Genomic DNA, 12,204 nt, shown 5'->3' on the forward strand with positions numbered 1-12,204 from the left:
ATGGAAATAGTCCGCCGGCTAGCGGACGGTTTTCTTGCCCAATGCGGGGCAAACGGCGAGCATCCGTGGATAACAGAGCGCTGGGCTTATGTGCCCGGGATGCTGCTGACGGCGCTGAACCGCGCGGGCGAACAGCTCGGCGTTCCCGAATATACAGCGTTTGTCCGGCGGCAGATGGACAGTTTCGTCCGGGAAGACGGCTCGATCCGGACGTACCGGCTGGAAGAATACAACCTCGACCAGATCAATCAGGGTAAAAATCTGTTTGCGCTGCACCGGGAAAGCGGAGCAGCTCGTTATGCCCGGGCGGCTGATCTGCTCGCGGCCCAACTGATCTCCCAGCCGCGGACGAGCGAAGGCGGTTTCTGGCATAAGAAAGTGTATCCGTTCCAGATGTGGCTGGACGGCCTGTACATGGCTTCGCCGTTTCTGGCGGAATACGGCCGGGTATTCAACCGGCCGGAACTGATCGACGAAGCGGCTCATCAGCTGCTGCTGATCGAGCGCAGAACCCGCGATCCCCGCACGGGTCTGCTTTATCACGGCTGGGACGAATCCGGGCAGCAGGAATGGGCCGATTCGTCGACCGGATTGTCTGCGTACTTCTGGAGCCGCGCGATGGGCTGGTACGCGATGGCCGCGGTAGACAGCCTGGAGCATTTTCCGCAGACGCATCGGCAGAGGGGGACGGTAATCGGAATCTTCCAGCGCATGATGGGCGCGCTGCTCAAGGTGCAGGACGCAGGCAGCGGGCTGTGGCGCCAGGTGTTGGACCAGGGCGAACGCCCGGGTAATTACCTCGAAGCTTCCGGGTCCTGCATGTTCGTGTACGCGCTCGCCAAAGGACTGCGGCTGGGTTATCTGGAACCGTTTTTTACGGAAGCTATGCGCAGAGGATACGAAGGGATTCTGCGTCATCTCGTCACGGAGGACGAAGAAGGCGTGCATCTGCACCGGATCTGCCACGGCGCGGGACTGAGTATCGACCGGAACGGTTCGTACGATTACTATATCTCCGAAGCCGTGGTGAGCGATGCTCCGATGGGCGTCGCGCCGCTGATGTTGGCTTTGCTCGAAGTAGAGAAAGAGCGGAACGGCCGATCGCGGTAAATCGCGGCCGTTCCATATGAATGATGAATGCTCTCTATTTGTGCAGACTCTTTTCTCTGTATATCAAGAACTGCCGAAGGAGGCCGCAAACGGCGTCCTTTTTTTGCTTTTTTCGCGTCCGGCTTCGATCTCTTTGTCAGTCTACCCGCTTCAAAACATGAATCGAAAATATATTTACGGTACCTGTTGAAAATAGATTGCAATGTTCTGACGGTACCGTTATAATAACTTCAACAGGTACCGTTACTACAGGTGCCCATTCATTATACGGGAGGTATTTATCATGGATGAATTGAATATGGAATTGTACGAGAAACTGGCTCATTTCCAGTGGCATCTGCAAAAGCATCATCTGCGCAGATACGCCGAAACCGGACCGATGGCGGATGCGACGCGCGGACAGGGCCGAATCCTGGCGCTGCTCAAAATGCAGGACGGCGTTTCGACCAAAGACCTGTCTTATCTGCTGGGCATTCGCGTTTCCTCGTTGAACGAACTGCTGGCGAAGATGGAGAAGGGCGGCTACATCACCCGTGAACCGTCCGAAGCCGACAAAAGAGTCATGCTTGTCAAGCTGACGGACAAAGGGCAGAGCGAACAGCAGGAAGAACGCGATCCCGGCATCATTTTCTCCGCGCTGTCCGACGAAGAGAAAAGAACATTCTCGGAATACCTCGACCGCATTATCGCGACGATCCAATCGCAGCTGGGCGACGATAACGGCGAAGACGACCGTGCCGCCTGGATGCGCGAAGTGCGCGAGCGCATGGGCGAGGAGATGTTCGAACGCATGGCTTCCATGCAGCGCGGCGCGTTCGGAAGCGGCGAAGGCTTCGATCCGCGTCAACGCTTCGGCGGTTTTCCACAGGGGAACCGGGGAGGCTGGCCGAATCCGTTTGCCGACGAACCGCGGAAACCCGAACAAGATCCCGAACAAGAATAAGCGATTTTAGATTCATACCGTTTGCAGGGGTACTGCCGCTTTGCCGATGTCTGTCGGCGGTACCCTTCTTTCGTTATGCCCAAATTTCCGGATATTCCGACTATAACTATTGAAGAAAGCGGTGTTCTTTATGGATGCAGACAACCTCCACTACTTTGAAAAAGCGCCTATCTCCAAAGCCGTTGCCCATTTTGCCGTACCGACGATGCTGGGCATGTCGATGAGCGTGATCTATTCGATCTTGAATGTGTATTTCCTCGGGATGCTGAACAATACGGCCATGCTGACGGCGCTCGCGCTTACTCTCCCGCTGTTTGCCGCCATTATGGCGCTCGGCAATCTGATCGGGGTCGGCAGCGGAGCGTTTATTTCCCGGCTGCTGGGCGAGAAGCGATACGACGACGTCAAACACGTTTCGTCTTTCGCTTTTACCAGCAGTCTTGCGCTCGGCATAATCCTGATGGCCGTCGGGCTTCCGCTGATCGACTCCATCGTCCGGGGACTCGGAGCCACCGCCGATTCGTTCGGGTTCACCCGGGATTACGTGCTGATTATGCTGGCCGGTTCGCCGTTTATCGTGCTGTTTTTTACACTGGAAAATATGGTGCGCTCGGAAGGAGCGGCCAAGACGTCGATGATCGGCATGATTCTCAGCGTAGTCGTTAATATCGCGCTCGACGCGCTGACGATCTTCGTGCTGCACTGGGGCGTGATCGGGGTAGCGTCCGCTACGGTGATCGCCAATCTGGCGGCGAGTATATTTTTTGCTTATCATATCCGCTATCGCAGCGATGCGCTCACGATCTCGCTCAAATGGTTTAAAGCCGATAAAGAAATTCTGAGCAATGTGTTCAAAATCGGTGTGCCGGTATTCGTGATGAGTTTGTTCTTGGGCGCGATGTCGCTGATCTTCAACCGCTTCCTGGTGGAGTACGGCGAGCAGGCGATCGCGGGCTTCGGGATTTCGTCGAGGCTGCTGCAATTTCCCGAATGTATTCTGATGGGACTGTGCGAAGGCGTGGTGCCGCTGATTGCGTTCTCGTTTGCCGCCAACAAACAGCGCATGAAGCAGACGATTGCGTTTACGATCAAAGTGGTTGTCGCGCTGGCCGCCGCGTTCGGCGTGATCGTTTACCTGATCTCCGATCACCTGATCGGCCTGTTCACAAGCGACCCTAAGCTGATCGAAATGGGCAGCTATATCCTGCATGTCACGTTCTTGTCTTTGTTTATTACGGGCATGACTTCGCTGTTCACCGGGATCTTTCAAGCAACCGCTCAAGGAACCGCCGCGTTCGTAATGTCGATCATTCAGGGCGTTACGCTGATTCCCGTGCTGTTTATCGCCAATCATCTGAACGGCTTTCACGGGGTAGTCTGGTCGCTCGTCATCTCGGATGCGGTCGCGTTCCTGGTCGGTGCGGGAATGCTGTATCTGCTGCGCCACAAGCTTCAACCGGATTTGGAGAGTCTAACCGCTTAACCGAAAAAAAACGCTGACCGCAACTGGGAATCGGGTAAAAGAGCGGGTTTAAAGAGGCTGAAAAGAACCGTTTCGCGTTTGCGAAGCGATCTTTTTAGTGTTTTATGGAAAATTTATGGAAATTGATGCTCCGGTAAACAGACTTATGCTAAAATCTGACTAAGGAATGAAATAAATGGAATAAATTTGAATGTTTGCGATTGAAAAGAACTCATTATCCGAGGAGGAATCCGTATGGGTCGAGGCATCGACACGACGGCAAACTGTCAAGCATTGGCGCAGGAGATCAAAGACGCGGGGTACCATTTCGTCTGCCGTTACTACAACCGCAACCGTCCGCAGAAAAATCTGGTGAAAGCCGAAGCGCAGGCGTTGTCCGCCGTCGGGCTCAGTATCGTGGCCGTGTGGGAGAATGGTTTCCCGACCAGCGCCGCATACTTCAATTACGAAACCGGCAAAAAAGACGGCGCCGACGCGGCCGCTTATGCCCGGGGCACGATCGGACAGCCGGACGGCAGCCCGATTTACTTTACGGTCGATTACGATGCGTCCGCCGCCGATCTGGCAGGTCCCGTGCATGCTTACTTTACGGGCTTATTGGAATCGCTGGCCGCCGAGAAAGGCGGGCGGACCGGATACGCCGCCGGCGTTTACGGTTCCGGTCAGACCTGCGAACAGATCCGGGCGGCTTTCCCCGCGATCCAGTATGCCTGGCTGGCCGAATCGGGCGGCTGGAGCGGCTCGCGTCAATTCTCGGCCTGGAATCTCAAGCAGCTCCAGACCGAGACCGTCTGCGGCCTGTCCGTCGATACCAACCAGTCCAACGGCGACGGCGGAGGCTTCCGCCTGCATCCGGAAGGGTAAATGCGATGGAAGACACTTCACCGCAAAGCCCATCGACGGCCGCTCCAACACCGGCCCCGACTCCGATCCCGACCGCTCCAACACCGGCTCCGATCCCGGCCGTTCCCGTCAAGCGGCCGCCGAGTCCCCGGCGTACGCTGGCGCTGCGCTTCGCAATCGCGCTGATGATTGCGCTGCTGATCGTACCGGCGCCGCTGCTGGCGTATTATAATCTCACCAAGCCGCAGACGCGGCAGCTTATGGCGCAGCTCGACAGCGGATCGCCTTCGCCGGTCACGTCCGCCGCGCTGAAAAACATCGACGCGGCGCAATCCGCGGCGTCGCGGCTGCTGGCCGCCGAAGCGCCTGCGGCCGGCGGCAGCGCGCAGGCGATGGAGAGAACGGTCCGGCTGGCCGATCTGCGGGAAGAACTCAGCCGCGGGCAGGGCGTGCTGTAGGTCGGCAACGCGCTGCTCCTGACGCTGCTGTCGATGTTCATCAGCCGCAGAATTACCGGACGCTTCAGCGGTCTGCTGGTGAACGAACGCAATATCATGAGCCTGTCGCGCTTCCAGACGGTGCTGTGGACGCTGCTTCTGCTGTCGGCTTTCTATACCGCCGCTGCGCTGCGCGTGTACGGGCTGCCGAATCCGTACAGCGCGCTGGACATCGTGATGGACTGGCATTTGTGGGCGCTGATGGGGATCAGTATAACGTCGCTGGTCACGGCGCCCCTGATCCATTAAAGACGCTTCGTGGACCGATATGTTCCAGGGCGACGAAGTGAAGACCGCGGGATACGTCGATATGCCGAAGCTGCAAATGTTCTTCTTCACGCTGGTCGGGGCGGTCAGCTACGCGATGCTGCTGCTGGAGATGTTCAACAGCCGTCCCGCGCAGGGGCTGGATCAATTCCCCGGCCTCAGCCAGGGCTTCCTGACGATCCTGGGCATCAGCCACGCGGGATATCTGGCGAGCAAGACGGTGGAGCGGACGAAGACGGCGGATTGAGAAGGGCGCTGGGCGCTTTGAGCCGGTTCGCGGTTTGGCGCGTTGGCCGAAGATTCCTTGATCTTAACTCGGGCAATCGCTGTAAACGCGCACAAGCCGAGGAAGCGTGCAGAGATAGATCACGCCGATCGCGGCCGTACAAAGTGCCAGGCCGTAGTGCAGACCGGTCACAGAGATCCATGCCGGAAAAGCGAGCGCCACGATCCCCAGCGCAGCGGAATGGCCCAGCATCATCACCGGATCGATCAGCGCGTTCACCCGTCCCATATTCCGCGCCGGGACGAGCTGGGGCATCCAGCTGCCCAGCGCGATATTGATCGGCGCAAGCACGATGCCGGCCAGCGCCACCAGCACAAAGTAAACCTGCACCCGGTCGGCCATACCCAGACCCGCGAGCAGCAGGCTGACCGCGAACAATCCCGCGATCAGCACCGGCGTGCGGGTAAAGCGCGCGATCAGGCGCGGACCGATCAGACTGCCGAGCAGGAACCCGATCCCGAGAGATACGGTAATCATCGAAGAATGCACCACATAGTGGTCGGGACTGAGTTTGTATTTCATCGTGAAGATCGGCAGGACGGCAAAGGTGCCGTTCATCACGCCGAAGAACAAAAAACCGCTGATCAGCGCAAGCAGCAGCCTGCTGCCGGCGATATACTGCAATCCTTTGCGGAAATCCTGGATCAGCAGCGGCAAACGAAGATCGCGGAAGCGGTTAGTGCCGTTCGGCAGGCGGGCCTCTTCGGGAAAGTCGCCGCGCATCAGCAGCACGCCCGACAGCAGAAAGCTGATTCCGTCCACGACGATCGCGCCTTCGATTCCGATAAAGTGGTAAGCCGCCGCTCCCAGACTCATTCCGAACAGCATAAACATCCCCGACACGATCTGGTTCAAGCCCGCCGCCTGGATATACTGATCGTGACCGATGCTCCCCTGGAGCAGCCCCATTTCGGCCGGACCGAAGAACTTGGCGATCGAGCTGCGCAGAAACAGAATCAGAAAGCACGGCACGATCCAATCGTAGTGTACAAACACCAGCAGCAGAAGCGTCAGCCCGGCGCGAATCCAATCGCTATAGGCGGCGATCAGCTTGCGATCGAACAGGTCGGCGATCACGCCCACAATCCAGAACACGGCCAGCGTAGGCAGGGAATACATCAGCTCGGCGGTCGTCGCCAGAGCGGGACGCCCGCTGAAACGCTCTACCAGATAATACGCGAACGCCATGGTGCCGACCACCGTGCCGAGCTGCGAAGCGATCGTCGCGATAAACAGTTTGCGAAAAGTGCGATTGCGAAACAGCGCGCTCACTTTGTATCCTCTTTGCCGTGCAGCAGACTGTGCAGGTAGCGCTGCATCGCGTCGAACTGCATGGCGGTATTCGCTGTTTCCGTACCGATCGTGATCGAGTGGGTGAAGATCCCTTCCTGAAAAGCCGAGATTAGCCGCGAGATGTCCCGAACGTCCATGGATGGAGTGAACTCGCCTCGATCGACCCCGACTTGGAGCAGATCCGCAAAATACAAGATTCCTTTCTCATACCGTTCCTTCAGCAGCTCGCCGCGCGCGGTATCCCGCCAGCCGACCAGGAAGTACTCGTAGAACGCCGGCATCAGGCCGCCGCTGCGGTGCTCAAGTTCCAGCCGCTGACCCGCATAAAGCGTCTGCACGATCTCCCAGATCGAAGAAGGAGACTTTTTCAACGCTTCCAGGTACTGTTCGTATCCCTCGTCCTGGTGATCCAGCAGCGCTTCGAAGATTTCTTCTTTGGTCGGATAGTACAAATAAATCCAGCCCCGGCTCATGCCGGTTTCCTCGATAATGTCTTTCAGCGAAGCGGCACTGTAGCCTTTTTGGATAAAGACGCGTTTGGCGGCCTCCAGAATCTGTTGGTTGCGCTGTTCTTTGCGTTCGTCGGTTAGGCGCGGAGACATGGAAGGGCAGCTCCTTTCTCGATTCACAGTTTTGGATAAAATGAACCTTGTGTCATTTTATATTATAGTGACACAAGGTTCATTTTGCAATCCCCAAAAAAAAGCCGACCTCCGGGCACCATGCTTCGGGTTGGGCGGTCGGCGGCGAATTCAGACGTTTTTTAAGGTGTGGTGCAAAAAAGAATGTTTGGCGTGCAGCGAAGCCAGCCGTTCGTAATCCAGGTTGTACAGGCACGAATAAATCACGTTCAGCATATATTCAAAAGCGAGCTGGGAAGAAAAGGTACCGATCTTGGCCAGCTTTTCTTCGTCGTGCGGAATCTGGATAAACACTGTGCTGAGTTCGGAAATCTCGTGCTCGCCGGCGGCGGATATCGCGATAAGCGGCACCTGCTCCTCGTTTAGAAACCGCGCGACTTTGGCGAAGTTGGACGAACTGCCGTGGTAGGTCAGGAAGATCGCGCAGTCGTTCGGAGTCAGGTTGGCCGTGTTGTACGACCACTCCGACAGCTCGGCCGCCAGGATGACGTATTTGTCGATCTTGAGCATTTTATTCTGGAAACTCTTGGCCCGGATCTGGGAATCGCCGACCGCATACAGAAAGATCCGCTTCGCCGAGTGCAGCAGTTCGACCGCCCGGGAAAGCGACGTTTCGTCGACGAAAGCCAGGTTTTTCCGGAGCGTCTCCTGCATGAGAACCGCAATATCCGCGGCGATTTGCAGCGGGGAGTCGTTCGTGCCGAACGGATAATTGGGATCGACGCCGGCGGCGGACTGGGCGTGTTTTTGAAATTCTTTAGCCAGACCGACGCTGAATTCCTTATACCCGGACAACCCGAGCTTTTGCGTCAGCCGGTGGACCGCGGAGTGCGAGGTGAACGTGACGGCAGCCAGTTCTTTGGCAGTCAAATGCAGCATATTTTCTTTTTGCTTGAGAATGTAGGCGGCGATACTTTTTTCGTTGGGGGTAAAGTGCTTCATTTGCGTCAGCCGGACCAGCAGATTCATGGCATTGACTCCTTTATCGGTATTCGATTGCCGGGCGGATTGAACTTTCGGTTCAGCGCAGAGGCCCTTTTTTACCTGCGATTCGATCGATTCCACCAACTTCGCGGAACCCGCTATACAGCGCTTTGGATTTTCTATACGATACAACCATTAAGGCACAAGGAGGCGCTTCGCATGTTGAAAGTAGGCTATATCGGCAACGGGAAAAGCACAAACCGCTATCATGTTCCGTTTGCGTTGAATCACGATCGGGTGCAAATTAAAACGATCTACGCGCGCAGTCCGGAGAAGACCGAATGGGACCGTATCCCGGATGTGGCGTATACAAACGAACTCGACGACGTCATGAACGACGAGCAGATCGAGCTGGTTGTCGTATGCACGCCGGTACAGACGCATTACGAACTCGCCAGAAAAGCGCTGGAACGCGGGAAGCATGTGCTGGTGGAGAAACCGTTCACAACCAGTAAGGAAGAAGCGCAGTCGTTGTTTCAGTATGCAAAAGAAAAAAATCTCGTTATCCAGGTTTACCAGAACCGCCGATACGATTCCGATTTCCTGACTTTTAAAAAAGTGCTCGATTCGGGCAAACTCGGCGATCTGCTGGAAGTGGAAATGCACTACGATTATTATCGCCCCGAGACGCCGAACAACACCGATGAATTTATCAAGCACCGGAGTTATTTGTACGGCCACGGCTCGCATACGCTGGATCAGGCGATCTCGTACTTCGGCAATCCCGACCGCGTTCATTACGATGTGCGCCAGCTGCTCGGTCCGGGGCGGATGAACGACTATTTCGATCTCGACTTGTATTATGATAGATTGAAAGTTTCGATCAAATCAAGCTTCTTTCGGTTGAAGCCCCGGCCGAGCTTTATTGCTTACGGGAAGAAGGGCGTGTTCGTCAAGCAGACCGAAGACCGCCAGGAAGAGCATTTGAAGCTGTTCTACCTGCCCAAAGGACACGATGATTTCGGGATCGACCGGCCGGAGCATTACGGAGTCCTGACGTATATCGACGAAGAAGGCGTGTATCGCGAAGAGAAAGTCGTTTCGGAAAAAGGAGACTACTCGCGCGTATATGAAGATGTGTATCAGGCGATTCGGCACGGCAAAGAAAAAGTTGTGCGGGACGAAGAAACGGTTAAAGTGATGGAGCTGATCGAACAGGGGATTCAGTCTTGTTCTTGATGCTTCGCCGAAGACGCCGTTGAGGGAACGGATAGCGATCTCGCTGTCCGTTTTTTCATGCGAAATGCTTGGTTGCTATAACATCCTTTTTTATGCCGGCCGATAACAAAAGAGCGTTTATAAGCAGATCGTACATAAGAAAGGAAGAATGTCGCTTGGGTTGGTTGAAAAAGATTGCAATAAGTTGGGGCTGTATCGTATTGGGTGTAACTTTCGCCGGAGGCGGCGGGACGGCGGCGGCCGCGCAGGCGGTCGCGTTTAAGCAGAGCGCGCAGTTCTTCGGCAAAGACCTGCTGGACGTGGCGTACGGCGGAAGCGTCTATGCAGCGGTAGGCGGAGACGGCGCGATCGTGCGTTCGATCGACGGAGACGATTGGAAAACGGTTGGCACGGGCATCAAAAGCGATCTGAAGGCTGTAGTTTACGGAAACGGACGCTTTGTCGCGACAGGAGAAGACAATACGCTGCTCGTATCGGCCGACCGCGGGCAAACCTGGACGAAGCGCTCGCTGACGCTGACGCCTTCGACCGTGCCGGGACTGAAAGAAACCGAGCCCGGCGTGCTGTCGCGCAGCAAGGAAATTACGCACGGAAGCGTGGTGTGGGACGGCAAGCGGTTCGTGGTCCTCACCCAAATGAAAGCTTATGTATTCGATGACCTGTCCAAAAATTCGACGGGATATGCATTCGTTTCCACTTCCGCGGACGGGCTTTCCTGGAAGACTTCGCTGGTCGGCCCGTATGTTTACGAAATGGATAAGATCAAAGTGATCGACGGCGTATATTACGCGATGGGACAGAATCGGACAGCTACCAGCCGGGATCTAAAAAAATGGACGACGTACGAATACGGCCTGACCGATATCGCTTCCGGCCCGGGCGGCAAAGTCGCGCTCTGGGAGCGGCTGGAAAGCGCGCGTACGCGTCCCGCGGCTTTGCGCGTGTCCGCCCTGACCGCCAAATTGAATTTCAAACCGTCCGTGGACCTCACAAAATGGAGCGAAGCGTCGCAGGCGCGTTCCATCGACTATATAAACGGCCTGTATGCGGTAAACGCCGACAAAGGCAATCTGGTCGTGTCCGCGGACGGGAAAACCTGGAGCAAGCGCTCGGTCGGAACGCAAGACAATACCATTTCTCTCGACCGCTTGAAATTGAACAAAACGATCTGGGACGGCAGCCGGTATGTAACGGTCGGCGCGTTCGGCAGCATCTATACATCGACCGATTTGAAAAAGTTCGATTCGCACCCGGTGCAGGGCACGGCATTTCCGGTCGGATTCGATCTGTACGGGATCGGCCGGGTAGGCGGGCAGACTTATGTGTACGGCTCGAACGGTTCTTTTTATACCCGTGAAAACGAAAAGGCCTGGGAACGTCCTTATTCGATTCTACCCGCATACAACGTGTTGGCTGCCTATTACGACGGGCGGCATATCGCGGTCGCGGCCATGCTGTCCGATTGGAGCTGGACCGTTCTCAACAACAGCTATGTACTAAGCGTTTACGATGTGAAAAGCGAAACAAAAGAAGAGACGCATTTAAGCGGAAACTACGAGCCTTACCTGATGCAGGCCGCGGGATCGACGTTCGCCGCCACGATGAAAGACGGGCAGGTGTACAAGTATTCCGACGCAGCCGGCAACTTCGCCAAATCGGGCGCGCCGAAAACGAGCCTGATGTTCGACGAACCCCGAGTGATTGCCGGAAAAGGTTCGCAGAAGGTCAAATACACGTACGACAAATACAACGGCGGCAGCCGGCTTTACTATTTGCAAAACAACAAATGGATCAAAGCGTCGTTCCCCACATGGAGCGCGATCGAAACGTACAATGCGCAGCAAAGCAAACATACGCACAAAGAAGATACGTTCGGACAGATCATCTACGGCAACAACGAATTTATAGCCGTCGGAGCCCGCGGCATGGTGCTGCGCTCGAAAGACGGCAAGACGTGGACGCAGCTGAGCACGCCGACGAAGCAGTATCTAAACGGCATTGTGTGGGACGGGAATGTCTATACGATTGTCGGGGATAAAGGGACCTATCTGACAAGCGGTCCGAGTAAATAAAAAAGTTTTTCTGGGTAAAGAATAAGAAATGCAAACCATAGAAAGAGGGAGGAACTGTCATTCAAGTCTCGATTAATCCTTCACTGGAGAATCACGAGGTGCCGGAGCTAAGACAAGCCGTCGGTTGGGGGCGCAGAGATTGCGACTTTCCCGCTTTGTTCGAACGCTGTAACTTTTGGGCAGGCGTACAAGACGGGCAAGGAAAACTGGTGGGATTCGGTTATGTGGCCGGTATGGGTCTTCAACATGGATATATGGAAGACATTATCGTGCATCCGGATTATCAGGGCCAGGGCATCGGGAAACGGCTGGTCAAAAGGCTGCTGGACGAAGCGGAATCCTACGGGCTGGAGATCATAACCTTGACGTTCGAGGCGAAAAATGCTGATTTTTACGAGGCATGCGGATTTCAGGTCGGTTTGGGCGGAGTTTGGAGTAAAGGTTAGCGTTTGTACAAAAAAGACGTAAAATGACGGCGCAGCGGGATCTGGATATCCGCGAGCGCCGTTTTTTTGTTAAGCGAAATTCTTACGAATATACAGCCGACCATAAGAAATAAAACTTCGGTCGTATAAATGAATCGGGATCTAAATCTAATTCGATTGA

13 protein-coding genes are annotated in these 12,204 nt (G+C 55.5%); 10 read left to right on the forward strand and 3 right to left on the reverse strand.

The window, feature by feature from the left end; all coding sequences use genetic code 11:
• From QWJ34_RS21645 to QWJ34_RS21675, 7 genes are all read left to right on the forward strand, one after another.
• A complete protein-coding gene (locus QWJ34_RS21645; RefSeq protein WP_483314297.1) occupies nt 1–1,110 on the forward strand; it encodes a glycoside hydrolase family 88/105 protein in 1,110 nt (369 codons plus the stop codon).
• A gap of 283 nt (nt 1,111–1,393) precedes the next feature.
• Nucleotides 1,394–2,053 (forward strand): MarR family winged helix-turn-helix transcriptional regulator, encoded by a 660-nt coding sequence (locus QWJ34_RS21650; protein WP_302731081.1) that lies wholly within the window; start codon nt 1,394–1,396, stop codon nt 2,051–2,053.
• A 130-nt stretch (nt 2,054–2,183) separates the two neighbouring features.
• A complete protein-coding gene (locus QWJ34_RS21655) occupies nt 2,184–3,536 on the forward strand; it encodes an MATE family efflux transporter (RefSeq protein WP_302731082.1) in 1,353 nt (450 codons plus the stop codon).
• Between the two features lie 234 nt (nt 3,537–3,770).
• On the forward strand, nt 3,771–4,400 hold the full coding sequence (locus QWJ34_RS21660; RefSeq protein WP_302731083.1) for a DUF1906 domain-containing protein: 630 nt from the start codon (nt 3,771–3,773) through the stop codon (nt 4,398–4,400).
• A gap of 5 nt (nt 4,401–4,405) precedes the next feature.
• On the forward strand, nt 4,406–4,837 hold the full coding sequence (locus QWJ34_RS21665) for a hypothetical protein (RefSeq protein ID WP_302731084.1): 432 nt from the start codon (nt 4,406–4,408) through the stop codon (nt 4,835–4,837).
• A 33-nt stretch (nt 4,838–4,870) separates the two neighbouring features.
• Nucleotides 4,871–5,125, forward strand: a complete 255-nt coding sequence (locus QWJ34_RS21670; RefSeq protein ID WP_302731085.1) for a hypothetical protein — start codon at nt 4,871–4,873, stop codon at nt 5,123–5,125.
• Between the two features lie 19 nt (nt 5,126–5,144).
• Nucleotides 5,145–5,390: a hypothetical protein gene (locus QWJ34_RS21675; protein WP_302731086.1), complete on the forward strand. Its 246-nt coding sequence runs from the start codon at nt 5,145–5,147 to the stop codon at nt 5,388–5,390.
• Between the two features lie 63 nt (nt 5,391–5,453).
• On the opposite strand, the gene QWJ34_RS21680 is transcribed toward QWJ34_RS21675, so the two are convergent.
• From QWJ34_RS21680 to QWJ34_RS21690, 3 genes are all read right to left on the reverse strand, one after another.
• Entirely contained in the window at nt 5,454–6,701 is a 1,248-nt protein-coding gene (locus QWJ34_RS21680; protein WP_302731088.1) for an MFS transporter, read from the reverse strand.
• Entirely contained in the window at nt 6,698–7,324 is a 627-nt protein-coding gene (locus tag QWJ34_RS21685) for a TetR family transcriptional regulator (RefSeq protein WP_302731090.1), read from the reverse strand. The genes QWJ34_RS21680 and QWJ34_RS21685 overlap by 4 nt, the downstream gene beginning before the upstream one ends.
• 150 nt (nt 7,325–7,474) lie before the next feature.
• The gene (locus QWJ34_RS21690; RefSeq protein ID WP_302731092.1) at nt 7,475–8,332 is read right to left on the reverse strand and encodes a MurR/RpiR family transcriptional regulator; all 858 of its coding nucleotides are present in this window, start codon (nt 8,330–8,332) and stop codon (nt 7,475–7,477) included.
• 174 nt (nt 8,333–8,506) lie between these two features.
• Between QWJ34_RS21690 and QWJ34_RS21695 the strand changes: the two genes are divergently transcribed.
• The 3 genes from QWJ34_RS21695 to QWJ34_RS21705 all read left to right on the forward strand — a co-directional run bounded on the left by QWJ34_RS21695 (nt 8,507) and on the right by QWJ34_RS21705 (nt 12,044).
• The gene (locus QWJ34_RS21695) at nt 8,507–9,526 is read left to right on the forward strand and encodes a Gfo/Idh/MocA family oxidoreductase (protein WP_302731094.1); all 1,020 of its coding nucleotides are present in this window, start codon (nt 8,507–8,509) and stop codon (nt 9,524–9,526) included.
• 200 nt (nt 9,527–9,726) lie between these two features.
• A complete protein-coding gene (locus QWJ34_RS21700; RefSeq protein ID WP_302731096.1) occupies nt 9,727–11,598 on the forward strand; it encodes a beta propeller repeat protein in 1,872 nt (623 codons plus the stop codon).
• A 98-nt stretch (nt 11,599–11,696) separates the two neighbouring features.
• The gene (locus tag QWJ34_RS21705; protein ID WP_302731098.1) at nt 11,697–12,044 is read left to right on the forward strand and encodes a GNAT family N-acetyltransferase; all 348 of its coding nucleotides are present in this window, start codon (nt 11,697–11,699) and stop codon (nt 12,042–12,044) included.
• Nucleotides 12,045–12,204 lie beyond the last annotated feature (160 nt).

The sequence above is a fragment of the Saccharibacillus sp. CPCC 101409 genome (genome assembly GCF_030518235.1).
In the GTDB taxonomy this organism is placed as follows: domain Bacteria; phylum Bacillota; class Bacilli; order Paenibacillales; family Paenibacillaceae; genus Saccharibacillus.